The organism is Haloarcula sp. CBA1122 (assembly GCF_009741785.1).
GTDB classification, from domain to species: Archaea; Halobacteriota; Halobacteria; order Halobacteriales; family Haloarculaceae; genus Haloarcula; species Haloarcula hispanica.
Map to the genome: position 1 here is coordinate 18,333 of NZ_WPCB01000003.1, position 25,459 is coordinate 43,791.

Annotated in this window: 17 protein-coding genes; 8 read left to right on the top strand and 9 right to left on the bottom strand. The window is 59.0% G+C overall.

Annotated elements, in window-relative coordinates; genetic code table 11:
- Nucleotides 1-17 precede the first annotated feature (17 nt).
- Both pglX and GJ630_RS01755 read left to right on the top strand, forming a co-directional pair.
- Nucleotides 18-4,214: a BREX-5 system adenine-specific DNA-methyltransferase PglX gene (gene pglX / locus GJ630_RS01750; RefSeq protein WP_064287180.1), complete on the top strand. Its 4,197-nt coding sequence runs from the start codon at nt 18-20 to the stop codon at nt 4,212-4,214.
- A gap of 82 nt (nt 4,215-4,296) precedes the next feature.
- Nucleotides 4,297-7,212, top strand: a complete 2,916-nt coding sequence (locus GJ630_RS01755) for a helicase-related protein (RefSeq protein WP_191449296.1) — start codon at nt 4,297-4,299, stop codon at nt 7,210-7,212.
- A gap of 749 nt (nt 7,213-7,961) precedes the next feature.
- Here GJ630_RS01755 and phnE (GJ630_RS01760) read toward each other — a convergent pair.
- Genes phnE (GJ630_RS01760) through phnD form a run of 4 tightly spaced genes read right to left on the bottom strand, consistent with a single transcriptional unit; the run spans nt 7,962 to nt 11,586 of the window.
- Entirely contained in the window at nt 7,962-8,756 is a 795-nt protein-coding gene (gene phnE / locus GJ630_RS01760; RefSeq protein ID WP_014030932.1) for a phosphonate ABC transporter, permease protein PhnE, read from the bottom strand.
- Nucleotides 8,756-9,571, bottom strand: a complete 816-nt coding sequence (phnE, locus tag GJ630_RS01765; protein WP_050036534.1) for a phosphonate ABC transporter, permease protein PhnE — start codon at nt 9,569-9,571, stop codon at nt 8,756-8,758. The genes phnE (GJ630_RS01760) and phnE (GJ630_RS01765) overlap by 1 nt, the downstream gene beginning before the upstream one ends.
- Before the next feature lie 5 nt (nt 9,572-9,576).
- A complete protein-coding gene (gene phnC / locus GJ630_RS01770) occupies nt 9,577-10,392 on the bottom strand; it encodes a phosphonate ABC transporter ATP-binding protein (protein WP_008308314.1) in 816 nt (271 codons plus the stop codon).
- Nucleotides 10,393-10,407: 15 nt separating this feature from the next.
- Nucleotides 10,408-11,586, bottom strand: a complete 1,179-nt coding sequence (gene phnD, locus GJ630_RS01775; RefSeq protein WP_191449297.1) for a phosphate/phosphite/phosphonate ABC transporter substrate-binding protein — start codon at nt 11,584-11,586, stop codon at nt 10,408-10,410.
- A gap of 299 nt (nt 11,587-11,885) precedes the next feature.
- On the opposite strand from phnD, the gene GJ630_RS01780 reads away from it, so the two are divergent.
- Nucleotides 11,886-13,187: an MgtC/SapB family protein gene (locus tag GJ630_RS01780; RefSeq protein ID WP_014030929.1), complete on the top strand. Its 1,302-nt coding sequence runs from the start codon at nt 11,886-11,888 to the stop codon at nt 13,185-13,187.
- Between the two features lie 122 nt (nt 13,188-13,309).
- The gene (locus GJ630_RS01785; RefSeq protein WP_050007814.1) at nt 13,310-14,101 is read left to right on the top strand and encodes an HAD-IIA family hydrolase; all 792 of its coding nucleotides are present in this window, start codon (nt 13,310-13,312) and stop codon (nt 14,099-14,101) included.
- Nucleotides 14,102-14,150: 49 nt separating this feature from the next.
- Here GJ630_RS01785 and GJ630_RS01790 read toward each other — a convergent pair whose 3' ends face one another.
- From GJ630_RS01790 to GJ630_RS01810, 5 genes are all read right to left on the bottom strand, one after another.
- Nucleotides 14,151-15,095, bottom strand: coding sequence for a glycerophosphodiester phosphodiesterase (locus GJ630_RS01790; RefSeq protein ID WP_191449298.1), 945 nt, complete (start codon nt 15,093-15,095; stop codon nt 14,151-14,153).
- A gap of 372 nt (nt 15,096-15,467) precedes the next feature.
- Nucleotides 15,468-16,607: an ABC transporter ATP-binding protein gene (locus GJ630_RS01795; RefSeq protein WP_050007813.1), complete on the bottom strand. Its 1,140-nt coding sequence runs from the start codon at nt 16,605-16,607 to the stop codon at nt 15,468-15,470.
- 10 nt (nt 16,608-16,617) lie between these two features.
- Nucleotides 16,618-17,520 carry a carbohydrate ABC transporter permease gene (locus GJ630_RS01800; RefSeq protein WP_191449299.1) on the bottom strand — a complete coding sequence of 301 codons (903 nt, stop codon included), beginning with the start codon at nt 17,518-17,520 and terminating at the stop codon, nt 16,618-16,620.
- A 1-nt stretch (nt 17,521) separates the two neighbouring features.
- Nucleotides 17,522-18,406: a carbohydrate ABC transporter permease gene (locus GJ630_RS01805; protein WP_008308323.1), complete on the bottom strand. Its 885-nt coding sequence runs from the start codon at nt 18,404-18,406 to the stop codon at nt 17,522-17,524.
- Nucleotides 18,406-19,602, bottom strand: coding sequence for an ABC transporter substrate-binding protein (locus GJ630_RS01810; protein ID WP_008308325.1), 1,197 nt, complete (start codon nt 19,600-19,602; stop codon nt 18,406-18,408). The genes GJ630_RS01805 and GJ630_RS01810 overlap by 1 nt, the downstream gene beginning before the upstream one ends.
- A gap of 439 nt (nt 19,603-20,041) precedes the next feature.
- Here GJ630_RS01810 and GJ630_RS01815 point away from each other — a divergent pair, with 439 nt between their 5' ends.
- The 4 genes from GJ630_RS01815 to GJ630_RS01830 all read left to right on the top strand — a co-directional run bounded on the left by GJ630_RS01815 (nt 20,042) and on the right by GJ630_RS01830 (nt 25,448).
- Entirely contained in the window at nt 20,042-21,160 is a 1,119-nt protein-coding gene (locus GJ630_RS01815; protein WP_064287176.1) for an NADH:flavin oxidoreductase, read from the top strand.
- Between the two features lie 190 nt (nt 21,161-21,350).
- Nucleotides 21,351-22,520 carry a beta-ketoacyl synthase N-terminal-like domain-containing protein gene (locus tag GJ630_RS01820; protein ID WP_064287230.1) on the top strand — a complete coding sequence of 390 codons (1,170 nt, stop codon included), beginning with the start codon at nt 21,351-21,353 and terminating at the stop codon, nt 22,518-22,520.
- Nucleotides 22,521-22,552: 32 nt separating this feature from the next.
- On the top strand, nt 22,553-22,984 hold the full coding sequence (locus tag GJ630_RS01825; RefSeq protein WP_050007977.1) for a Zn-ribbon domain-containing OB-fold protein: 432 nt from the start codon (nt 22,553-22,555) through the stop codon (nt 22,982-22,984).
- A gap of 1,276 nt (nt 22,985-24,260) precedes the next feature.
- Entirely contained in the window at nt 24,261-25,448 is a 1,188-nt protein-coding gene (locus tag GJ630_RS01830) for an orc1/cdc6 family replication initiation protein (protein WP_050036536.1), read from the top strand.
- Nucleotides 25,449-25,459 lie beyond the last annotated feature (11 nt).

The following is a 25,459-nucleotide window of genomic DNA, read 5'->3' on the forward strand; positions in this document are numbered from 1 at the left end:
ATATCACTGACTCTCATATGGATGGGAACGCTCTGGCCCCCCGAAAGGCGCAACTCGACAAGGAAGAGCGCGAACACCTCGAAGCGGTCGTCACCGAGATGCGAGACCGTATCGAGGCGAACGTTCGCTACCAGCTCGAAGCGTCTGATCTGGCAGACCGTCCTGATGACGCGTCCCTGAGCGAGACGCAGGAAACCCTCGTGGAAGCTATCGAACTCGAAGCCGCCGATGGCCACGATTGGGAGGAGGCCCACGAACAGTACATTACGGGCGTCGGCTACACGGTCGTCAATCGGCTGGCCGCGCTTCGCTGCATGGAGGTCCGGGACTTCATCGACGACGAAGTGACGGCCTTCCGTGACGACGGCCTCACACCGGCCGCTGACCGGCTTGTCACCGAGGAGTTCATGCTGGAGGAGGAGGCCGTCCTCGAAGCCTATCGGAACGCGTGCGACAAACTGGCCGCGGAGATCGAGATCCTCTTCGACCGCTCGACCGCCTACAGTCTGATCGACCCCGACGACGACACCTACGAAGACCTCTGTGGAATGCTGGACGAGGTACCCGACGAGGTCTGGCGAGCCGACGACGTGCTGGGCTGGGTGTACGAGTACTACAACCGTCCCGTTGTCGAGGCGCTCGACGCGAAGAACACGCTCGAACCGGAGGACGTGGGGCCGGCGAACCAGTTCTACACGCCCCATTGGGTCGTCCGAATGCTCACCGACAACTCCCTCGGCAAACTCTATCTCGAAGCGACTGAGCAGGAAGACGCCGTTCCGAATCCGGACGCTCTCAGCCCCGAAGAGCGAAAAGAGCGCTTGGTCACGCCGGAGGACAGCCCGTCCGTTCCCGAACTCTGTACGTACCTTATCCCTGACGAGGAGGCCGGCGATGCACCGGAGTTCGATCATCCGTCGGAACTGCGGGTCATCGACCCGGCCTGTGGGAGCGGCCATTTCCTCCTCTATGCGTTCGACGTACTGGAGCGCATCTGGTGGGCCGAAACCGATCTCGACCGCGCCGAGATTCCGGCGAAGGTGCTGGAGCACAACCTCTACGGCGTCGACATCGACCTGCGCTCGTGTCAGCTCTCGGCGTTCAATCTGTATCTGAAAGCCAGAACACGTACCGAAGCGGAAGACGGCCAGTTCGAGATGCCCAGCGTCGACATCGTCTGTGCGGACGCCCGCGTGGCGGACGTCGAGGAAGGCGCAGAAGTGCTGGACGACATTACCGGCGAGGGAACGGACCTGCGTGCTGCGCTGGGCGAGATCATCGACACGTTCCAGCACACGGAAGCCCTCGGGAGCCTGCTCGACGTGAGTGGGACGCTCGAAGACGTGTTCGAGAGCGGTCAGACGGACCTCTCGGACTGGGGCGACGGAACACACCAGTCGCTGAACTCCTTCTTGAAGGCACTTCGAGAAGCCGTTGGTGAACGCTCGTCAGATTCGTTCGGCGAACAGAACCTCAAGAGTTTCCTGAATCTGCTGGTAGTGTTAAGCCAATCGTACGACGTGGCGCTTATGAACCCGCCGTATGGTTCGGGGGGACGAATGCCGGACACCGTGCAGGAATACGTCGAAGAGAACGAGAATTACAAATATACGACGGAGTACTACATCAACTTCTTCGAGGCGTGTGATCGGCTGGCCAAAGCCGACGGACGCACGGGGATGCTCGTTCCGTGGTCGTTCATGTTCAACAAGTCTTTCCAGACCTTCCGGGAGGATTTCGTCGGTGGGAGAGGTGCGTTCGACTTCTTCTCAGAGTTCGGGTACGACATCCTCGACAACGCGACCGTCGGCACTGTCGGGACAGTTGTTCGCTCCGAGGCAGACAGCGGGCAGACAGGGACGTTCATCCGCCTCCCGGATGTTGCGAAGGGTGAGAAGGAAGGGGAATTCATCCGCGCGTCTTTCGAGGGTTCTGAAACCGGTGTCAAGCGACTCTATCACCGAGACCTGTCCGAGTTTGCGATGGTTCCCGGCACGCCGCTTTCTTATTGGGTGCCACGAGGCCTGCGAAGCATCTATCAGTCCGATACCGTTCTCGACGCGGATAATGCGGGCTTAGAGGACCGGGAGACGCTTGGAGACATCAAACAGGGTACCGCAACCGCAGACGATTCCCGGTTCGTGCATAAGTTCTGGGAAGACAGGGGCGCTGAATGGGTGCCGTTTGCGAAGGGGGGCGCTGATGCGTGGCTTTTGCCTCGAATAAAGAACACCCTCCTCTGGGGAGAAGACGGGACGGAAGTCGATAGATACCCGAAATCCTACCCCCGCAATACAGACGCCTACTTCAACGAATCATTAACGTACACCGTCGCAAAGCGAAGCGGTCGGAGGTTCGGGTATCTCCACGATTCGTCCGTCTTCGGTCACAAGGGCTCGGTTCTGATTCCGGATCGGGCTATCTGGAACGCTCTCTCGTACACGAATAGCCATCTATTCACGTATCTGATGCTTGCACAGACCTCCGAGCGAATGTGGGAAGTCGGGTTCGTCTCGAAAGTCCCGTGGCGGACAGAACTCGAAGAGATCGACGAACTGGCGACCCTCGCCCGGGAAGCCGTCGGGCACCTCATCTCGAAGCGGCAGTACGACTTCGTGTCGCCGCATTACGATGGGCCTGTCCTGCTCGATGCACTCGGTGTCGATGACCCGCTACCGCAGTACGATCATCCACACCGCGAGCTTCGGGACGAACTTTCGCTCGATAGCCCGACACAAACTGTGTCCACGGCAGACTCGCTCAATCAGGTCGGAACTGCCGCCGCGAAACACTTGGCGCGAGTCGAGCAAACCCTCCAGTCCTGTGCGAACGACATCGACGATGCCGTCTTCGATTGCTTCGACATCACCGACGGGCAGCGCGAGACGATCCTTCAGGAGATCGCGCTCCGAACTATCGAAGATCCACGCGAACAGGAAGTGTATGCTCCAGCGGCCATCTCAGAGCCGTCTAGCGACTTCCCGGAACAGGTCAAAGACCTCCTTCTCCACTTCACGCTCCGAGCGATCAACGACACCGATGACGGCATTATCCCGCTTTCCGAAATCGACGGCACGGACGACCTTCTGACCCACATCGAGGCGGAGTTCGAACGTGTCTGGGGCGAGCACGCGACCGACCGCCTCGCGGAAGCCGACGCGGTACTCGGGAACCGCAACGCGAGCGACGAAGCGTACCCGAACCTTCGGGCGTGGCTCGAAAACGACCTGTTCGAGTACCACGTCGCGGAGTTCGACCGAACGCCGATCCTCTGGCGGCTTTCGACCGAGCGACTCGTTTCCGACGCCACGGGCGAGGGCTTCGGCTGTCTCGTCGATTACCATCAGTTGGACGCGAGCATCTTCGACCGACTGCAGAACCAGTATCTCGAACCGCGGCGGACGCACCTCCGCGAACGCCGGGCGGCGGCAAACAGCCGTCGGAACGACGAATCGCTCTCGACCACTGAGCGAGCCGACGCCGCCGAAGAGTACGACCAGTGTGAGAGCGCCCTCGAACAGCTCAGCGCGTTCGAAGAACGGCTTGGCGACCTTTCGCAGGCCACCCCGCGTGACTGGCCCAGCGTGAATCAGGAACGCGCGGCCGAGGCAGCCGAACGCGTGGCGGAGTTCCGGGAGCGGACAGCATCACGGCTAGACACTCTCGAAACCCTCGCCGACCTGAAGGACGTAGATATGGCAGACCTGTTCAGTCCCTCGTTCTACGAGACGGTACAGGAGAACAAAGACGAGTGGGTCGATGCGCTCGACGACCTACAGACTGCCTTCGAAGCGTACGCCGAAGACGGCTCCGAACCCGTCGAAGCACATCTCTACGACCTCTTCGAGTACTACGACGATCTCGTCGGCTCCTCCCACTACGCGAGCAACGGGATCCTGTTCATGACGTACTACTTCGAACAGTTCGAGGATGCCGAGCAGTCACAGATCGGAGACACCGGCGTCGCCGAGCGGCAGCGACTGCTCGCAGAACTCGCGGCCGACGTTGACGAGTATCGGCAACTGGCCGACGAAATCGCTGCAAACTGCGACGAGGTTGCGACCGATATCTCCGGCGATTGGGAGGAACGGGCGCTCTCAGAAGTCGTGACCGCGGGCTACCAGCCCACCCACAAACACGGCGTCGCGATCAACATCACGCCGCTCGCCGAGCAAGACATCGTCCCGGAAGTGGTGGCGGACAACGTACTCTGAGGCGGTGGGGAACCGATCTCCGTCAGAGGAGGTGGCTGACAAGGTTCAAGAGTCTATGCCGTTTTGGAACACGTAGCACTCGATGACGGATTCTTCATTCTCGTCCGGGCAACGAGTCCTTCTCAACGGAACACCGGCTGAAATCATCAAAACACAGACAGTCGGCGAGATCGAATATTTGAGAGCGTATATCGACGGGGAAGGCGTCAAGACTGTCTGTCTCGACGATGTAGAGATTCAGCCACAGCAGTCCGGAATCGAGGAACTGGCCAACCAGCGAATCGACGACCTTCATCCGGATCACCATGCGGTCGCGGCGCAGTGGTTCGACCTCCGGACGCAGGCGACGAAGCTCAAACTCGCTCACGAACAGGGACAGCTCCTGAGCATCTCGAACTCGCTCGTTCGGCTCGAACCGTATCAGCTTGACGCCGTAAACTGGGTGATGCAGAAGCTCCGGCAGCGGGCACTTATCGGTGACGACGTCGGGCTCGGGAAAACGATAGAGGCGGGCCTCGTCCTCAAGGAACTCGCTGCACGGAATCGCGCTGACCGCGTCCTGTTCGTCGTTCCCGCCCACCTCCAGAAGAAATGGATCCGGGATATGGACCGCTTCTTCGACATCGACCTGACCGTGGCAGACCGCGCGTGGGTGGAAGGTGAGCGCCGACGGCTCGGCGAGGAGGCTAACATCTGGGCCCAAGACCAGCAACGGCTCGTCACCAGCATGGCGTTCCTGCGGCAGGACGAGTTCCGGCCTGCACTCCGGGACGCGTTCTGGGACGTCGTCGTGGTCGACGAGGCCCACAAGGCTGCAAAGCGGGGGGACTCACCGAGCAAGACGGCACGGATGATTGACGCCGTCACGGGGAACTCCGACTCGTTGCTGCTTCTCAGCGCGACGCCACATGACGGGAAGGGCGAGGCGTTCCGCTCGCTCGTGGAGTACATCGATCCGTTCCTCGTCGCCGAAAATCAGGAACTCTCACAGGAAACAGTCGACCGCGTCATGATCCGTCGCGGGAAGACCGACATCTACGACGAGGACGGTGAACGCGTCTTCCCGGACCGCGAGGTCAACTCGGTATCGGTCTCGATGACCCACGACGAACGACAGTTCTACCGGGCTGTCACCGACTACGTGAAAAACGTCTACAACCGCTCGGAGAAGCTGAACGAACCCGCAGTCGGGTTCGCGATGGCGCTCATGCAGAAACGACTGGTGAGCAGCGTCGGCGCGATTCACGCGACGCTCCGACGACGACTCGACGACCTTCTCGACGAAGAGGCAGAAACGGACGGGCTTTCCGAGGAAGCACGAGCCTATCTCGACGGCGAGGATCTAGACGAGGACGACAAGCAACACGCGGAAGACGAGATCGCCGGTCTGACCGTCACCAGTACCGACGAACAACTCCAAGAGGAGATCGATACGCTCCGCGACCTCGTGTCGCTAGCGGAGGATCTACCGGTCGACTCCAAGGCCCAGAAAGTCAGACGGTTCATCTCCCAACTCCTCGAGGAACAGCCGGACGAGAAACTCCTGTTGTTCACGGAGTACCGCGATACGCTGGACTACCTTCTCGAATTCGTGCAGGACGAGCCGTGGGCCGACGAGATTCTGGTGATTCACGGCGACGTTGACAAGGACGAACGGACCCGGATCGAAGACGAGTTCAATCACGGGCAGTCACGACTCCTGTTCGCGACCGATGCAGCGAGTGAGGGGATCGATCTCCAGCACAGCTGTCACATCATGGCTAACTACGAGCTTCCGTGGAACCCGAACCGCCTCGAACAGCGGATCGGACGCATCCATCGCTACGGACAGGAAGAGGAGGTCAAGGTCTGGAACTTCCTCTTCGACGACACCCGCGAGAGCGAAATCTTCGAAATGCTCCAGACCAAGGTCGAGGAGATCCGCTCCCAGCTCGGAAACACAGCGGACGTGCTTGGCATCCTCGACGACATCGACGTGGATTCGCTCATCATGGAGTCCATCGAGAACGACGACCCGCCGAGTGCGACCAAAGCGGAACTCGAGCAGCTGATCGAGGAGCGCCAGCGGACGCTCGAGGAGTGGTACGAGCGGAGTCTCGTCGATACGAGCACGTTCGACGCGGAGAGTCGCCGGCAGATTCAGGAGGTCGTCGACGAGTCAGCGGACGTCTACGGAAGCGAGGGAGACATCCGCGAGTTCTTCGAGCGAGCAGTCGAAGCCTTCGGAGGCGAATTCGAGAAACGCGGTACCAACCTCTATCAAGCCGAGTTGCCTGATGGGATCAATTCGCCCGGCCAAGATGCGACGTTCGGCCCGTTCACGTTCGACCGCGACTTCGCGATGGATCACGAGGACATCACCTACCTCGCTCCGGACACGGACGTCCTGCAACGGCTCATGGCACGCGTGTTGGAGGACGAGCGCGGTGCGGTCGGACTCAAACTGCTGCCGTTCGTCGACACGCCGGGGATTACCTACAACTATCGCGTGGCGTTCGAGGACGGCACTGGCGATGTGATTCGTGAGGAGACCATCCCCGTCTTCGTGGATGCGACGCAAGGGGACGCTCAGCAGGCGCTTGGTGAACGTGTCGTCGAAGGCGACTCGGTAGCAGCAAAGCCCGACGTCGACGACTTGCGAACGGTTCTCGACGCTCAATCCGACTTACGGGCGGCCGCTGACCGGTACGTGAGCGTGCGTGTCAACGAGATCAAGAACCATCTTCAGGAGAAACGTCACAAGGAGACTGCCCAGGAGTTGGAAAATCTCGAGGAGTATGCACAGGCGGAACGAGAACGGATCGAGGCCTTCATCGAGGAGTACGAGCGCAAATCCGACGCCGGCTCGGATATGGACATCGCGATCCGTGGCCAACAGGAGCGACTTGCACAGCTCGAAGAGCGAATCGAGACACGTCGCCGTGAATTAGAGCGCCGAGAACAGATCATCTCACTGGCGCCCGAGGTTGAGAACTACTGTTTGACTCTCCCATTATGAATCGGTTTCTGAATGAGACTACCTCAGTGTCGTAATTGCGACGGGCTCGCTGACAGTCGGCTGAATAATTTTCCTTCCGAGAGAGCGTTCGTGGCCGCGCAACAATCACAGAACCAATAGACTGCAAGCCGATATCACAACTGTTTTTGTTACCAACTGTGTACCGGTAGGTGGGTTCTGGTCCTCGCTCCATTTCCCCCTTGAATCCGATTCAGATCATCGATTGGCCCGAGTCCAGAACCTGTCGTCGTGGATGACGACTTCGAATGGTGCGTTGCACGCCACTCCCCCCGGCTGCCCACCATTCCGTTGCTGACCTGAGTGAGGGGATAGCAGTCCTCGTGATACGTATCCGGGAGTTCGTCTGCCGTCACTACCACGTCTCTCCAGCAGCGGGGCGGCCACAGACTGGTTCGGGTATATCAGCGTGGCTCTGGTGTAAGACATCGTAAGCTCACGTATACCCATTGGTGCGAGCATCACGGTTAGGCAGGAGATCCACTCCGGTATCCGGGCCGCACCGACGGCCCCGATATCCTACCTTCTTGCGGAATGACTTGTCTCGCGACGCTGTATCCGTCGATCCAGGCACTCGCAAAACGGAGAGTGGGGAAACCAGGTTGGCAGACACTGGCGTTGGCCCCACTATCAATATACAGCCCAAACATATAAGTTTTTTGATAGATGCTTTACAATATTATGTATTTGTCTGGGCGGATAATAATAGGCGATACGAGCGGACTGCTCGCCTACATTACTTTCTTGCGCAGATAGGCCGAGATGGCTTCACTGATGAGCACAAGGCCCAGAATCGAGATGAGGATCGTCAGGACTGCTTCCCAGTTGAAGTAATTGATCTCAGTCTGGAGCGGGACACCGATCCCGCCTGCGCCGACGAACCCGATGATCGTCGACGCTCTGACGTTGATATCCCATCGAAGCGTCGCGACACTGATGAACGCCGGCTTGATCTGTGGAACGATACTGTAGATGAGCACATCAATCGGCGATGCTCCGGCTGCAGTGATCGCTTCGACAGACCCGCGGTCGATCTCCTCGATGGCTTCCGCGATTAGCTTTGCAGTGAACCCGATCGATCTGATCGAGATCGCCAGCACGCCAGCGAGGGCCCCAGGGCCGAAGATAACCACGAAGATCAGTGCCCAGATGATGACGTTGACCGAACGGGTAAACGAGATGATGAACTTCCCCAGCAGGTACGCCGGCTTGTTGGGCGACGTGTTGCTGGCTCCGAGGAACGCAACCGGGATCGCCATCACGATGGCCAGTGCCGTTCCCAGAATCGAGATATTGATCGTCTCGAGCAGCGGCCCGACAATATTCCGGGAGTACCCCACATTGGGGGGATACATCCGGCCGAAGAGGTCGGCCAGCTCACGCGGGGCAGTCACGGCGTAGCCGTAATTCACTTCCATGGCGCGCCAGGCTGCGACGAGGATGACGAGTCCAGCTAGCAGCCCGAAGAACCGGAGTAAGCGCTCACGGCGATCGAACCGGCTCCATGAGTCAGTGCTGTTTGACATTATTGGATCCGCCTCCGAGCGAGAGCGCTGACACCTTCACCAACCATGACGATGGCGACGATGACAGCGATAATTGCCATGCTAAACTGGTAATCGTACTTATCGAAGGAGTTCAGCAGCGTGATACCGATACCGCCCGCTCCGACGATTCCGACGACAGTGCTGTGTCGGAGGTTGATGTCCAGGCGGTAAATCGACAGGCCGACGATCCGGGGCATTACCTGCGGGAGAACGCCGTAGAGATACGTCTGAACGGGTGTCCCGCCGGCAGCAGTGATCGCCTCCATCTGCCCACGATCGATGTCTTCGATCTCTTCTGCGAGAAGTTTCGCGAAGAATCCGATCGTTTTGAACGCGAGGGCAAGGACACCAGCGAGCGGACCGAATCCGACCGCTTTGACCATAATGATCGCAACGATGAGCTCGTGGAGTGAGCGCGTGACTGCAACGATGCTGCGACCGACGTAGTAGACTGGCTTCGGCGAGAGGTTATTGGAAGCCATGACAGCGACCGGCACGCTGACGATAATACCCATTGTCGTGGCGACAATCGTCATCACGATACTCTCGACGATCCCCTGTATGAGGAGTTCCCGCTGCGACGGAGTGTACGCTGGCGGGAGCATACTGGTGACGAGTTCGACACCAGCTCCGATCCCTCGCACGAACCGGCTGGGAGAAATCCGAAGGTTCCAGAAGCTATACGCGAAGAACAACAAGATAAGCCCGTAGATGAGATACTTGACTTTCTTGTTGTAGAAGACTGTGGGCCGCTCCCAAGATCCTTCAACGGCCGATCCAGATTCAGCAGCCATATTGATTAGTCACCTCGTTCAGCAATGACGTCGTCAGATCCGGTGCTGCTACCAGCACTCGGCTCTTCGCGGTCCGCAATGGATTCACCACCGCGGTAGATTTCGTCTCTGGCTGCCTGATCCAGATCGTCAGGTGGGCCGTTAAAGACGATCTCACCGTCACTGAGTCCGATGATCCGGTCCGCGTAGTCGACCGCCAGATCGACTTCGTGGATGTTGATGATGATCGGGATATCGTCTTCGTGAGCGATGTCCGTCAAGAGGCTCATAACCTCCCGGGAGGTATCGGGGTCCAGCGCACTCGTCGGTTCGTCAGCGAGCAGAATTTTCGGCCGCTGAATGACGGCACGGGCGATACCGACGCGCTGTCGCTGGCCACCGGAGAGTTCATCTGCACGGTTGTTCTCGACGCCCTCCAGATTCACGCGACTGAGGATCTCCCGTGCGCGCTTGATGTCCTCTGGTGGGAAGTTCCGACGGAATGCGTTCCACGTACTGAGATAGCCAAGGCGGCCGGAGAGTATGTTCTCCATCACCGTGAGGCGCTCGACGAGATTGAACTCCTGAAATATCATGCCCATATCGCGCCGGACATCGCGAAGGGCTGATTTGTCTAGGCCGGTCACCTCTGTATCATCGAGCGAGACACGCCCGCCAGTTGGCTCGGTCAGCCTGTTGATACTACGAACGAGCGTGCTTTTTCCGGCCCCGCTTGGCCCGATGATCGCAACGATCTCGTTACCACTGACTTCGAATGAGACACCTTTGAGTGCTTTATCACCGGAGTCGTACGTTTTTTCCAGATTATCTACAGTGAGCATTATTCGGTTCTCTTCTTAGCCTTCGACGTTCTCGGTGTTGTACTTGATGTCGTTGTTCTCCTGAATCTGGAGGATGATATCGTAGACAGTGGCGTAATCAATCTCCGTCCATTTTCCGCGACCACCGAAGACCTCCGCGATCTTGGTGTCCGAGTAGTCGTAATCGAGGAATGCCGCCCTGATACCTTCCTGAATTTCTGGTTTCAGGTTGTAGCGGTAACAGAAGCTCGTTGTGGGGAACGGGTTGCTGGCCCACACGACTTTGAGATTCGTCGGGTCAATGTTGTCCGCCTCCGCAACACGCGTGACACAGGTGCTACAAACGGGGGCAGCGTCGTAGTCATCGTTTGCCACTCCGAGGATACTCTGTTCGTGCCCGCCGGAGTAGCTCACTTCGTAGTCGTCTCCCGGAGTAACGCCCTGGTTCGAGAACAGCGCACGCGGAGCGAGGTTCCCGGAGTTAGACGACGGTTCGGCGTGTGCGACACGCTTGCCTTTGAGGTCCTCCAGCGACGAGATCTCATCGTTATCCGCCTGTGTGGCGAGCCACAGCCGATAACCGAAGTCACCCTCCTTCGAGATCTGGAGCGAGAACGGGACAGCGCCGGCCAGATTCACAGCGAACGGCGTTGGCCCAGTGGAGAACCCGGCGACGTGGAGGCGCTCGGATCGCATCGCCTCAATCTGGGACGCGTACGAGTTGAGGGGGAAGTACTTGACCGATTTCCCCGTCTCTTCGGCGATGTTGTCCATCAGCGGTTGCATCGTATCCCGGTAGACTGCCGGGTCCTCCGTCGGCGTCATCGCAAACGCGATGCGGTCCGGGTCAATCAGGTCGTCTTGATTACCGGGAGTACTCTGGACGGGGTTACCGTAGCGGGGCTTCTCGCGCTCCTTCATGTTCTTCAGGTCCTGCAGGGACCCCGTCTCGAACCCTGCCTCGATGAGCGTCTGCATCAGCTGCGGGAACTCCGGGTTCGCCGGATCGAACTCGGGATAGTTGGTACTCTGTCCGGAACTACCGTCGCCACTACTGGAACCGTCACTGCTATCAGTGCTGTCACCACCAGACGCTTCGGTGTTCTGGCTACTCTCCTGAGAACAGCCTGCAACGCCCGCTGCAAGCGCAGTAGCGCCAATTTTCAACACAGATCGTCGGTCAACTGGGTTCTGTTTCATTGTCGACGCAGACATGTGCGAAACCTGGGTTAAAAAGTATTTATGTTTATATCTGACAAAACAACAAACCCTTTGTACCGAGTTTTAGATGCTCTTCACATAGAATCTAGAATAAGTATTAGAAGTAGATATATAGAAGATACTAGACACTAAGCAGTAATCGAGGGCGATCTTCGAGTTCCGCAGGAGCCACGGCAATATTCAAGCGAGCCTCAAGGCCAACACCTATTACCCATCAGTATATTTGTCTCCATATAGAACATAGTAGTATATAGACTATATAAAAATGACGGAACCACCGTTTGTAAGATAAGATGACTGTAATGAGTGCAATCGCGAATACGGCTGTTTTCGGAGGTATAGAGGGGATAACTGTCGATACTGAGATACTCCACCTATTTATTGCAGGTGCACTGGGTATGCTGCTCGGGCTCGAACGAGAGTGGGCCAACAAGTCTGCGGGAATCCGAACGTTTACGCTGACGAGTCTGGTCGGCGCTGCCGCAATGTCACTCGACGAGAGGATACTACTTGCCTTGGGAGGGGCATTGGTACTCGTGCAAGGGGGGTTGCTCGGGATCCGGGGAATAGTCGCACAGTGGACCAGCGACGATAGTGAGTTGGAGTTCGGCCTGTCTCTGACAACCTCGACCTCGTTACTTGTCGCGTACGCGGTCGGAATACTGGTCGGAGCCAATCACGTTCTGATCGGCGTCATTATTGGCATAACGTCGTCGTTCCTGCTAGTCCTTCGGCGGGAGCTACACGAGTTTGCGAACCAGCTATCGCGAGAAGAAGTACGCAGCGCAGGTGAGTTTGCGATCATCTCGTTTGTCGTGTATCCGCTCCTGCCCGGCGGGACGTACGGGCCATGGGATGCGATCGATCCGAAACTGGTCTGGATGCTCGTGATCGCAGTCAGTGGGATCGGGTTTGTCAACTATATCGTGATGCAGCGATACGGCAGCAAGGGGATCGCTGTAACTGGCTTTTTCGGCGGGCTGGTGAACTCCACTGCCGTGATCGGCGAAATCGCGGGCAGGGCAAAGAACAATGCGGGGATCACAGAGCTCGCAGTCGGAACGATACTGATCGCTGATGCGGCGATGGCGGTCCGTAATTTAGCGATCATCGTTGCATTCGTCCCCGAGTCGGCTGTCAGTGTTGGACTCCCGCTCGGCCTGATCGCGATTAGTGGCGTCGGACTCGCATATTACGATAGCGACTGGGAGGGAGATCTGGAACTGGATTTCGACTCGCCGTTTAGCAGTGCAAATGCGCTGAAATTCGGCTTGCTCTTCCTCGCTGTCTTGATTCTGACCGCCGGAGCACAGCGCATCTTCGGAACAGCCGGGTTCCTGATTACGAGCTTCCTCAGCGGCATCGTATCGAGCGGCACGACGACAACGACCGCAGTGACGCTGACGTCGACCGGTCAGATATCGCCGGCAGTAGCGGCGCAAGGCGTGCTGGCCGGGACGCTCTCCAGTATACTCGTGAAAATCGGGTTTGCAACAAGTATCAACCGCTCACTGCTAGCGCCGGTGGTGCGAAAGTCACTCTACCTGTCGCTCATCGGGATCGGTGGCGTGGTTATCAGTATCCAATTGATATGAACAGTCAGAGCTATCAGCGTGTTTCGAGGGTCGCCGCGGCCCCTGCGGCAGAGGAAGCGCCTGTGATCACGTCGGCAGCGGCTTCTGCCGAAGCGTCACCGTTCGAGATGGAGGAACTCTAGATGACGTACACCAGTGCCATCATCGACCTTGACGGGACGATATATCGCGGGGATTCGTTAGTCGAAAACGCTGCAGAGGGGGTACGGACAGTACGTAAGGCGGGGCTTTCGACGCTGTTCGTCACGAACAAGCCGATCGACCGGCGGGAGAAGTATTGCGAGAAACTGAACGCGCTGGGCATCGATTGCAGCAGTGAGGACATAATCACGTCCGCCACTGCATCAGCGGACTATCTATCCGCGCAGCACCCGGAGCGCGAAATCTACGTCATCGGCGAAGACGCTCTGGTCGCAGAGTTGCGTGCCGCCGGATTGAAAACGACGTCCGACCCCGAACGAGCGGGCACTGTGATCGCATCACTTGATTTCGGTTTCGATTACCAGGCGCTACAAGATGCGCTAATCGCACTTACCGAGAACGACGCGCTTTTCGTTGCGACCAACCCGGATCGAACGTGTCCGGTAGATGGTGGTGAGATACCCGATGCAGCAGGGATGATCGGGGCAATAGAAGGAGTTACCGGGCAGGAATTGGATCAGTTGATCGGCAAGCCGTCCAACGTAATCCTTCAGATGGCGCTGGAACGGCTCGGTGGCGAGCCGGAGCGCTGTCTCATGATCGGTGATCGCCTCGGGACAGACATCAGAATGGGGAACCAGGCCGGGATGGAGACGGTACTGCCGCTAACTGGCGTTACCAGTACGGCGGACTTAGAGGAGAGTGACGTGAGCGCGGACCACGTCGTGACCGACCTTTCAGAACTGGCAGCTATCGTAGAAAACGGACAGTAGGTCCGGAAACAGGGGAGTAACTGTTTCCAGGGGTCTCGATACCCAGAGCTCAGTCGAGCACTCCGGGGTAGTCAGCGATGATTCCGTCGACACCGGCCTCGACCAGTTTCTCCGCCTGATGCCAGGTCGTTATCGTGTACGGGATTACCTTCCGACCTTCCTCGTGTGCGGTCTCGACCAGATCGATCTCGGCGAAATCCGGGTCTTCGAGGTAGTAGTCCTCGTTGAAGAAGGGCGTGTTCATGATCATATTGTACGGCGGCTGGATGTACTCCGCGTCCAGGTCACGGACGATAGAAAGACCGTCCTCGATTGAATCCCAGAACAGGTACGCGATCGGAATACTGGCGTCCGCGTTTCGGATGGACTCCAGCGCAGCCTTCTGGAACGACTGGATGATAACGTCGTTTTCGTGATGCGAGAGGACTTCGAGTGCCTGTTCCGTGAACGGATCCCAGGTCTCGACATCGGATTCCGACGCGTCGTCGTCGGGAGAGACACCAGCGGCCTTCCACTCGATGTCGAGTGGGATACTGTCCGGAGTCGCTTCGACGAACTCGTCTAGTCGAGGGATTGTCTGTCCGCTGTCACGGATTTCAGCGTTCAGAACCGTCTGTACGTCGTTCTCCCAGACGTACCCTGATTCGTCTGTCAGGTCGTCTAGCTTATCGTCATGGAAAACGACGATTTCGAAGTCCTCACCCTTCCAGGGCTTCCCACCTGCAGGCACAAGGTCACATTCCATCATATCGGTATTGTACTCGTGACTGCTGGGACCGCCGTACGCCGCCTGCTGAACTGCGGCGATGGTGTTTTGCGGATACAGCCCGCGGTAGCCACGGTGTGCAGCGAGGATCGGTGGAGAAGCGATGGGCGGTTCGGTACTGCTGTGATCGTTTTCCCTGCCAGCCGCAGTGCCTACAATGGAGCCCAGTGCGGCAGCAGACGTACTCTTCAGTACGGTTCGACGGCATATGTCTGGTATTCGAACCATTCCGTGGCCTATTACCTACACAATCTATATATAACTATTGATTGCACATATCAGTATATACTATTGCGTTTTCTTGAGTTTATTCGGGTTATACAGCAGTAGAAACGGCTGCAGAGTGGATGTATATATCAATATATAGCATAAATGCCGGTTGAATCCCCAGCTTTGTTGTATTGAGACTATATGTAGCAAGCTAATCGGACGGAACTGGGCTTGCACAGCGCTCTCGCTAGCATCGGCTCTGAGACAGCGCTCTGCCACTATCCCCGTGGTCGCGCCGGTCGTCGCGTTCGAGAAGACCACAGCACCGGATCGAACCGAAATGTCGGTGCCCGTCCCTTCTATCGGAGGATCGAGAATCGGTCGGAAAACCTAAAGAGTGCTATCGATGGGGCTAGTTTCTTCGGGTGGTTGCGCCGCCGCTGCGTGATAGATGGCCTCGCCCGTCTGTGGGTCGAACAGGTGGAGCCGCTCGGTCTCAACTGTCAACGCAACTCGGTCGCCCGGCTCGACGGCCGTTCGGGGTTCGGCGTGTAGTTTGAACTCCTGATCGCCGGTCCGACACTCCAGCAGGAGGCTATCGCCGAGCGGTTCGGTGACGGTTACTTCAGCGGCGAACGAGCTTCGGTCGGTCGAATCAGCTACCGAAAGGCTCTCCGGCCGAACGCCTAGCAACGCCTGTCCTCCGGCGGCTGTTTCCAAGCCGTCGCCGTCGGGTAACGGGATGCGAAACGTCGGTCCGACGGCCTCGTATTCAGTCCCATCACGGGAGATATCCACGGCGAGCATGTTCATCGCAGGGTCGCCGATGAACTCCGCGACGAACCGAGTCTCGGGGAAGTCGTACAGGCGCTGTGGGCTGTCGACTTGCTGGATGCGGCCGTCGTTCATCACTACCACCCGGTCACCGAGCGTCAGCGCCTCTGTCTGGTCGTGGGTCACGTAGATTGTCGTGGTCTCGAATTCGCCGTGGAGTTTCGCCAGTTCAGCCCGCATCTTGATCCGGAGTTTGGCATCGAGGTTCGACAGCGGTTCGTCCATGAGGAACACCTCCGGGTCACGGACTAGTGCGCGGCCAAGTGCGACTCGCTGTCGTTCGCCGCCCGATAGCTCGCCTGGCTTTCGGTCGAGCAGGTCGTCGATGTCGAGCACCGCTGTGGCTTCTCTCACTTGGCGGTCGATTTCCTCGTCACTGAAGTCGCCGGCCGACTTCATGCCGAACGTGATGTTCCGGCGCGCGGTCATGTGCGGGTACAGCGCGTAGTTCTGGAACACCATCGCGACGTCCCGGTCTTTCGGTTCGACGCCGGTGACGTCCTGGTTGCCCATCTGGATCGTGCCGTCAGTGGCCCGCTCTAGCCCGGCGATCAGCCGAAGCGTGGTGCTTTTGCCACACCCACTGGGCCCGACGACAGTCACGAACGCCCCGTCCGGTATCTGGAGGTCGATGTTTTTCACGGCGACGACACCGTCGAATTCCTTCCGTACGTTCTGTAGGGTTACGTCAGTCATTGGTTTCCTCTCATTTTCGTTGGATTGTAAACGTCTCCAGCAGTTGTCGTCGGAACAGCACTAACAGCGCCAGCGGTGGCAACAGGGTCAGTATCGACCCAGTCATCACCATGGACCAGGCCACTTCGCCGGTGCTGGCCTGTCCGCGAAGCAGGCTCAGCCCGACCTGTGCGACCTGCAGGCTCTCGGCGTTGATGATCACCAGCGGCCAGAGATACTGGTTCCATGTGTAGACGAACATGATCACCGAGACGCCCACGAGGACGGCACGGGACATCGGAACCAGTACCGACCACAGAAACCGCAGCGGACCGACACCGTCGACCTTTGCCGTCTCGACGAGCGAGGCCGGAATCGACAGGAAATGCTGGCGCAGTATAAAGACGGTCGTCGCGCTGGCCAAGTATGGGACCGTGATAGCGAAGATCGTGTTACCCATGCCAAGCTCCGTCGTCAAGCGATACAGTGGCACAAACCTGACCGGGACCGGGAGCAAGAGCGTAAAGAGAATAAACAGGAACACGGCGTTCTTGTACGGGAACCTGTAGTAGACGATCACCAGCGCGGCCAGCAGCGACACGATCAGCTTTCCGACGACGACGGCGACAGACATCACAAATGAGTTCAGCATGTACCGCCAGAATTCGAGGCCAATGAGGGCACGACGGTAGTTCGACAGCGCGTGGCCGCCAGGTGCCAGATCGGCGATCGAGGTGACGATCCCGGCCCGCTTCGTTGAGACAAGCGCCGCGATCAACACTGGCAGTACGATCAGGAACACGACGGTCGCTGTGAGTACGTGCAGCGTGAGCTGCTCCGTCTCAAATCGCCGGATGCGGTCGCTGGTGGTTCGTCCCGCAGCTCGGGAGCGCTCAGCGGCAGCAGTCAACGCGGTGAGGAGTGACCCGAGCATGTTAGCCTCCGTAGTAGGCGTACCTGTCGCTCAGCCGGAACTGGCCGTACATCAACAGCCCGACAGCGACGAACAGTACAACGGACTTCGCCGAGGCGAATCCGAACTCGTAGAACTGGAAGGCGGTCCGATAGAGGTCGTAGATGAGGATGTTCGTCGCACCGGCGGGACCGCCCTTAGTCATGAGATCGACCATGGCGAACGTGCCGAAGAAGCCGTAAATCGTGTTCATGATGACCAGGAACACGAGTGTCGGCGAGATGATCGGGACGTACACGCGAAGCAGTCGCTGCGTTCGGGAGACGCCGTCGAGTTCAGCGGTCTCAGTCAGCGACTCGGGGACGTTGCCGAGCGCGGCTGTCATGAAGATAACGTTGTATCCGATCTGCTTCCACACCGCTGCGATCAACACGACGACGAACGCCTGTGGACCGTTGCTGAACCAGTTGACATCGATGCCGAGAGCCTCGATGTAGCTCGTGAAGATACCGATGTTCGGGTGTGCGATGAACAGGAACACCAACCCGGCGACTGCCGGCGGCAGCGCGTACGGCCAGATAACCGCCACCAGATACAGCCCCTTCCCGACTTCGATCTCGTGGATGAGAAAGGAGACACACAGGGCAACGGCCATCACGCCGACGACGACGCACGTAGCGAACAGGACCGATAGCAGGACGCTCCGGAGGTACTCTGTGGAGCCGGCTAACCGCCTGTAGTTCTCCAGTCCGACGAACACGTCACCCCGGGCGAGTGAGGCCTGGTAAAAGCTCAGCCCTATCGCACGGACCGTCGGGTAATAGAGGAACAACAGCGACACGACCATCGTCGGTAACAGCAACACACCGGCCTGCAGGCGGTCTGTGAATACTTCGTGGGTGGACATTAGCTGTAGTATCGGTCTAGTTCGTCTTCGACGGCCGATTTCAGCTCGGAGAGCCCCTCGTCGACGCCGACCTCGCCGCTGAACAGCTCGACCGACATATCCTGAATTGTTGTCTGGACCTGCCGAGCCGGGCCGATGAGCATCCGTTTTGTCGCCGGCGTGTTCTCGGCCTGTGTCAACTGGTCAAACGCGGTTCGGTACATCGGGTTCTCCGCAAACCAGCCGTCGTTTTCGAGTTGCTCGACAGCGGTCTGTCGGATCGGGTAGTAACCAGTCCCCTTGTGCCAGGTGATCTGTGACTCCGGTCGACCCATGAATTCGAGGAAGCTGCCGATGTCGTCCTGGCGGTCCTGTGGCAGTCCGGAGGGGACGAACCACGAAGCCCCGCCGATAACTGGCCCGGTCCGGTCGCCGTCAATCGTCGGATAGAACGCGTTGTCGACCTCGAACCCGTTCTCCTCCGCGCCGGAGCGGATACCAGTGACCGATGCCGTCGAGGTCATCAACATGGCGGCTTGTCCGGTGAGGAACGTGGACGTTGCTTCCCCCCAAGCCTCTATCCCGGGGTTGCTGAACAGGCCGTTGTCTGCCATCTCGTGCCACCATTCGTACAGTGACCGGGCCGTGGCGTTGTCCGTTTGCATCGTCGTCGGCTGACCGGCGTGGCCGTTCTCGGCGTCGAGTAGCGTCTGGCCGTCGACGGAATAAAAGTGCTCGACGAACCAGACATGGTTCGGCCATGTGAGGCCGGCGTCGGTGACGCCTTCGTCGACGAGCGTCTGCGAGTAACTTCGGACTTCCTCAAGCGTGGTCGGCGGACTGTCCGGGTCGAGTCCGGCTTCCTCGAACGCCGACCGGTTGTAATAGAGGATGGCGTTGGAGTTGTTGAACGGCATCGACGTAAGCGTCCCATCGATGGTGAAAAACGAGGTCACGTTCGACAGGAAGTCATCGACCGGGTAGTCGTCGGAGAGCAAGTTCTCGACGGGCTCGACCGCGTCCGTGTCGAGGACCTGCTGTGCGAACAGACTGTCGATCTGGAAGACATCGGGGACCTCACCGGAGTCAAGTGCGCTCAGTGTGTTCGTCAGCACCCCCTCGTAGGAGTCCTGAAAGACCAGGTTCGCGTCGATGTCCGTCTCGGACTGGAACTGGTCGACCAGCCCCTGCAGCGTCTCACCGTTGGTACCACCCATGGCATGCCAGATGGTGAGGCTGTCTTCGTCGACCGGCCGGACACTGGCACCGCTGCTACTGCTACATCCGGCTAGCCCCACGGTCCCCACCGTGAGTGCAGCCCCCGATGTTTTCAGAATCGACCGCCGCGATACATGGTCGTACCCGCCACCACTTTGAACCATACCCTTTGCCAGCAAGGCATGAAAAATGAATGATTATAATTGCTCTCTATAGTAGACAGTACGCGTATATGGGCGTCATAACCGAACGATAGACGTAGCAAGTGAGCGGCTGGCTCCCGAGTCTCCGTGCGTTTGGAGGCTCCCCAGTCACGCCGGAGTGAACACGTTCGAAGCGTGCTTCGAAATGGCAAATGTATTATCTTTTCACTCACAGGCGACTGATTCGGCGTATGCTGAACCAGCCGTTAATTGTCTTATCCGCTTACCGGGTGGTGTGACACTGTTCGACGGAACTACACTCAACGAGTTGTCGTTAGACAACCGAGTTGGCCTCGCGCCGATGACACGGGTGAGCGCCACCGACGACGGCCGTGCGACGGCGGAGATGGCACAGTACTATCAGCGGTTCGCCGACGGTGGGTTCTCTTTTCTTATTACAGAGGGGACCTATCCAGACAACGCATACAGCCAGGGGTATCTGAACCAGCCAGGTCTGGCGACCGACGCACAGGCAGCGGCCTGGCAACAGGTTACCGAGGCGGTCCACGACGCTGGTGTCCCGATTTTCGCCCAGTTGATGCACGCCGGCGCACAGAGCCAGGGGAATCCACATATCGACGGGGAACAGACCATCGCCCCATCGGCGGTGCAACCGGACGGACAAAAGGCCGAAGCCTACGGCGGGAGCGGTGACTTCCCTACGCCGAAAGCAGCCACGGTCGACGAGCTAGCCGACATCCGTGACGGGTTCGTTACCTCGGCGCAGAACGCCATCGAAGCGGGGTTCGACGGTGTCGAGATACACGGTGCGAACGGGTATCTGCTTCACGAGTTCCTCTCGGGAGAGTTCAATCAGCGTGATGACGAGTACGGTGGTGTGCCTGCGAACCGGGTGCGCTATCCGCGTGAGGTTGTCGCTGCGGTCGACGAGGCGACACCCGCCAATTTCGTCGTTGGCATTCGTGTCTCACAGTCGACCGCCCTTGACGAGGACCACCTGTGGCCCGAAGGCGAGGACGCCGCAGCGGTGTTCTTCGAGGAACTGTCGACGGCCGGTGCCGACTACATCCACGTCACCGAACCCGATGCGACCACGCCGGCGTTTGGCGACGACGGACCGACGCTGGCCGAGGCCGCGGCTACCTACGCAGCAGATGAGACAGTCATCATCGACAACGGCGGGCTCGGAGCGCCTGACGCGGCACGCGAGAAGGTCGATGCCGGTGCCGACCTGGTAACGTTGGCGACGAGCGCACTCGCCAATCCGGACTGGCCTGAGAAGGTCTCAAAGGGTGAAGAACTGACTGCATTCGACCCTGCTGAGTTCCTCGCTCCATCCGCAGAACTCTCGGAGCATGAACTGCAGACAAGCGGTGCCTCGGCCGACGACTGAAGCAGTTTGGACACCAGATACCGCGACGCGAAAGACGGTCCGAACGCCGATTCGAGGGGTGAGTTAGATCGGGGACGAGCGACCCCGACGGCACCTGCGATGCTATGTGCGTAGTTCGACGGGGCCAATATTCCAACTATCTAGAAAATGGGAATGACTAACTAGGCTCGCAGACATGTGGGAGGTACAGATGCCAGAGCCAGTCATCGCGTCGGTCGGTGCCTCGCCGCTCGGCCGCACAGACCTCCCGGGCCGTGACCTGTTCTCGGTCGCGCTTGCGGAGGCCTTCGACGACCTGCCCGACCCTGCCGACATCGTCGAGGCGGTGTACGTCGGCAACCAGTCGGAGACCTACGAACACCAGATTATGCAGGGGACGCTGCTGGCCGAGTGGGCCGGCCTCCGACACGTCCCCGCCGAGCGAGTCGAAGGGTGTGCCGCCGCGGGCGCGCTCGCGTTACGACACGCAGTCAAGGACGTCCGTAACGGCGAACACGAGGCCGTGCTCGCGTGCGGCGTCGAGAAGATGACGTCCGCGGGCACCAGCGGCGCGACGGACGCGCTTTCGGCGGCGTTCGACCGCGCCATCGAGCAGCGCTCCGGCATCACCGCGCCTAGCCAGTACGCACTGCTCGGCCAGCGGTACCTCTACGAGACCGACGCCACGGAGCGAGACCTTGCCGAGATCGCAGTGAAGAACCACGCCAACGCCGCTCGCAATCCCCGGGCACAGTTCCCGAAAGAAATCGACGTGGCGACCGTGCTAGAATCGGACCCCGTCGCCCCGCCGCTGAAGCTCTACGACTGCGCGCCCGTCGGGGACGGTGCCGCCGCCGTCCTCGTGACGACCGCCGAAATGGCGGCCGACCTCGACCAGCCGCAGGTGCGCGTCGCGGGCAGCGGGGCCTCCGCGAACAACATCGCGGTCGCGGAGCGGGACATGACCGACATCGCGGGCGCTCGCATTGCCGCCGAGACGGCCTACGAGGAAGCGGGTATCGACGCCAAATCCGTCGACATCGCGGAGGTTCACGACGCATTCACCGTCTGCGAGGCGCTGCTCGCGGAGGCCGCCGGCTTCGCTCCCGCGGGAACGGGCTATCAGAGCTACCAGCCGCCAGCGGAGCGGGCTGACGGCTGGACCGACGTGCAGTTGAGCCCGAGCGGCGGCCTGAAGGCCCGCGGTCACCCCATCGGTGCGACCGGGCTCTTGCAGGCGCTCGAAGCCTACGAACAGCTCACGGGGGCCGCGGGCGACCGGGCAGTCGAGGATGCCGAGACAGCCCTGTTGCTCAACGAGGGGGGCGTCGCGGACGCGGTTACCGTTGGCCATGTGCTTACGACGGCGGAGGCACCATGACTGACGGCGATCTCGATGCCAGCGGAGACAGCATGACTGACGGCGGCCTTGATGCAACCGACCCGCGGACGCTGCCGGGCTTCTTCGACGCGCTCGCCGATGGCGAACTCCTGGGCGGGGTCTGTACGGACTGTGGACAGGTCCTGTTGCCGCCGCGACCGGCCTGCTACGCCTGTGGCAGTCGCGACGTCGACGTCGAACCGCAGTCACCCGAGGGCCAGATCTTCTCGTACACGGCAGTCCACACGCCGCCGCCGGCGTTCGAAGCGGACGCGCCCTACACGGTCGCCGTGGTGGAACTCGCGGACGGTGGCCGCTTGCTTGGCCGCGTTGCCGCCGACTACGCCGACGTCACCATCGGTGACCCGGTCGAACTCACGGTGCGGGAGCCGACGGCCACAGAGCGTGAGGTCGCGCTCGACTACGAGAGCGACTGGCCGGTCCACGTCTTCGAACCGCGGTGAGGGGCAGGCCGGCTCCACAGCGATTATCGGTGAGTGATCGGGAGCCCAGTCTGGTGCGAGCGAAACTGGAGAGGGGCCGTGAGGTGAAGAGACGCGGGTAATACGCTGAAAATGGATATTGGGCGCTGCCGGGTGTGTCTATTCGTGCCGGCGGTTCTCAGTCGCAACTGTGGCGAAATCACAGGAAAAGCTCAACAGCGAGCGCAATCGCCGCCAGAAATAGCCAGAACCCGAGAACAAGTATGGCAAACCACTTTCGACCATTCCCCGACAAACTCGGCGTTTCTGAGGGATAATACGGAGCTAATGGATTATTTGGCTGTGGGTTTTTGTCGGACATAATGGACAATACAGCTTCAAGTCGTATTACAGTTCTGGATTCAGTCAATCCGTACGCTTACCGAGCGGTTGTCTTACTCTCGCTCATGAATAAAGTCTACTCCGGGTATCGTCTGTCGGCGTAAGTTTGGGCCGTATGGTTCACCGCTGTGTCGAGTCGATAGACGCCTCAGCCGACTCTCCGCCTCGACTGGAAGTTGTGGATGGCCTGCCCCAGCAACTGTAACAAGAATGGGTCCACACCCCCACCCCACTGGTTCCGCTGTTAGGGAATAAATAGACGGCACCACCCCCATGGGAGGGGGTGCTTTGCTATTTTGTGATAACGTCCTACGGTTATGGTTTATTACTGAGACACTTGAAGTTATTTACTAGCTCTAGAGATATTCAGGCCGCGATCTGGATAGGTCACCACCAAATTTCGGTCCTAACAGCGGAACCAGTGGGGTGGGGGTAGGGGTCGAAGAAGAGGTATCCCAAGATACTCGACCTGTTCAGGGTGGAGAAACAGCGTGGTCCCACAGCGTATACCCCTTTCCATCGAGCTAACAGCGGAAGTAGTGGGGTGGGTGTGTCGCTCTACAGCTACAATCCCGCGAAATCCTGCTGTCTAACCACTCGCAGTTACTCGATCCCGTTCCTCGACCAGGGAACTTCTCGGCTACCGCGCTAACAGCGGAAGCGGTGGGGTGGGGGAGTAGGAGGGTCGCTATCCCATTTCTCATCTAACAGCGGAAGTAGTGGGGTGGGGGAGTAGGAGGATTGCTATCCCATTTCCCATCTAACAGCGGAAGCGGTGGGGTGGGGGAGTGGTCAGTCAGGTGTTCCCCTCTCATCTAACAGCGGAAGTGGCGGGGTCAATCATTTATATACCCAACCGAACAGCGGAAGCAGCGGAACCAAAGGTTAAGACACTCCGTGTTGCAACTACACACAAATGAGCGATATTACGTTTTCGCCCACCTCCACAATATTCGAACAACGCGAGGCACTACTCGAAGAGTGGACTCCTGAGGAGCTCGTCGGACGTGACGAGGAGCTCCAGAAGTATCACGCTGCTCTCCAGCCAGTCATCAACAACGAAACTCCGTCGAACATCTTCCTGTACGGGAAAAGCGGTGTCGGGAAGACTGCTGCCACCCGATACCTCCTCTCCGCCCTGGAACGCGATGCAGCAGATGTCGACGGACTGGACCTCAGTACGGTCGAAGTCAACTGCGATGGACTCAATTCGAGCTATCAGGCCGCGGTCGCAATCGTCAACACACTTCGTGATCCGGCGAATCAAATCTCCAACACCGGATATCCACAGGCTTCAGTGTATCAATTCCTCTTCGACGCACTCGATGACCTGGGCGGCACGGTACTCATCGTTCTCGACGAAGTCGATCACATCGAAGACGATTCGCTGCTGTACAAACTTCCTCGCGCCAGATCGAACGGTGACATCTCCGAAGCGAAACTGGGCGTCATCGGTATCTCGAACGATCTCGATTTCCGCAACCAACTGTCCTCGAAAGTCCGGTCGAGTCTCTGTGAAAAGGAAGTGTCTTTCTCGGCGTACAACGCCAACGAGCTTCAGCTCGTTCTGAAACAGCGTGAGGCTGTCGCGTTTCAGGACGATGTCCTCGATGACGGCGTCATCGAAATGTGTGCTGCGTACGGCGCGAAAGACTCCGGGGACGCCCGCCAGGCTCTGGACCTCCTCCTTGAGGCCGGAGACCTCGCTCGGGAGTACGACGATGAACTCGTAACGGAACATCACGTACGCGAAGCCCGGCAGCGGCTACAGACCGATCAGGTCGTTGAAGGTATCCGTAACTACTCCGATCACGGCCAACTCGTTCTCTATGCGCTCACCGGGCTCGCCGAAGACGATGACACGCCAGCCCGGACACGAGACATCCTGGGTGCGTATCAGGAGTTAGCCCGTGATGAGGGTCTGGACCCGGTTTCAGAGCGCTCGGTCCGTGACTATCTCGGTGAGCTCACACAACTCGGAATTGTGTCCTCAGCGGAGTACAACCGGGGGAAAGGCGGTGGAAAGTACAAGGAATTCGAGCTAGAGCAATCCATCAGCTCGATCAAAACAGGGCTGTCAGAACTCCTGAAAAAAAGCCCGTAACCCCACCGCTT

Excerpts from the sequence above, each read along its gene's own strand:
- phnC (WP_008308314.1), bottom strand. The coding sequence starts at position 10,392 with ATGCTCACTGTAGATAATCTGGAAAAAACGTACGACTCCGGTGATAAA.
- GJ630_RS01785 (WP_050007814.1), top strand. The coding sequence starts at position 13,310 with ATGACGTACACCAGTGCCATCATCGACCTTGACGGGACGATATATCGC.
- pglX (WP_064287180.1), top strand. The coding sequence starts at position 18 with ATGGATGGGAACGCTCTGGCCCCCCGAAAGGCGCAACTCGACAAGGAA.
- GJ630_RS01800 (WP_191449299.1), bottom strand. The coding sequence starts at position 17,520 with ATGCTCGGGTCACTCCTCACCGCGTTGACTGCTGCCGCTGAGCGCTCC.
- GJ630_RS01825 (WP_050007977.1), top strand. The coding sequence starts at position 22,553 with ATGACTGACGGCGGCCTTGATGCAACCGACCCGCGGACGCTGCCGGGC.
- GJ630_RS01810 (WP_008308325.1), bottom strand. The coding sequence starts at position 19,602 with ATGGGTGGTACCAACGGTGAGACGCTGCAGGGGCTGGTCGACCAGTTC.
- phnE (WP_014030932.1), bottom strand. The coding sequence starts at position 8,756 with ATGTCAAACAGCACTGACTCATGGAGCCGGTTCGATCGCCGTGAGCGC.
- GJ630_RS01830 (WP_050036536.1), top strand. The coding sequence starts at position 24,261 with ATGAGCGATATTACGTTTTCGCCCACCTCCACAATATTCGAACAACGC.
- GJ630_RS01795 (WP_050007813.1), bottom strand. The coding sequence starts at position 16,607 with ATGACTGACGTAACCCTACAGAACGTACGGAAGGAATTCGACGGTGTC.
- phnD (WP_191449297.1), bottom strand. The coding sequence starts at position 11,586 with ATGTCTGCGTCGACAATGAAACAGAACCCAGTTGACCGACGATCTGTG.
- GJ630_RS01755 (WP_191449296.1), top strand. The coding sequence starts at position 4,297 with ATGACGGATTCTTCATTCTCGTCCGGGCAACGAGTCCTTCTCAACGGA.
- GJ630_RS01805 (WP_008308323.1), bottom strand. The coding sequence starts at position 18,406 with ATGTCCACCCACGAAGTATTCACAGACCGCCTGCAGGCCGGTGTGTTG.
- GJ630_RS01780 (WP_014030929.1), top strand. The coding sequence starts at position 11,886 with ATGACTGTAATGAGTGCAATCGCGAATACGGCTGTTTTCGGAGGTATA.
- GJ630_RS01790 (WP_191449298.1), bottom strand. The coding sequence starts at position 15,095 with ATGGTTCGAATACCAGACATATGCCGTCGAACCGTACTGAAGAGTACG.
- phnE (WP_050036534.1), bottom strand. The coding sequence starts at position 9,571 with ATGGCTGCTGAATCTGGATCGGCCGTTGAAGGATCTTGGGAGCGGCCC.
- GJ630_RS01820 (WP_064287230.1), top strand. The coding sequence starts at position 21,351 with ATGCCAGAGCCAGTCATCGCGTCGGTCGGTGCCTCGCCGCTCGGCCGC.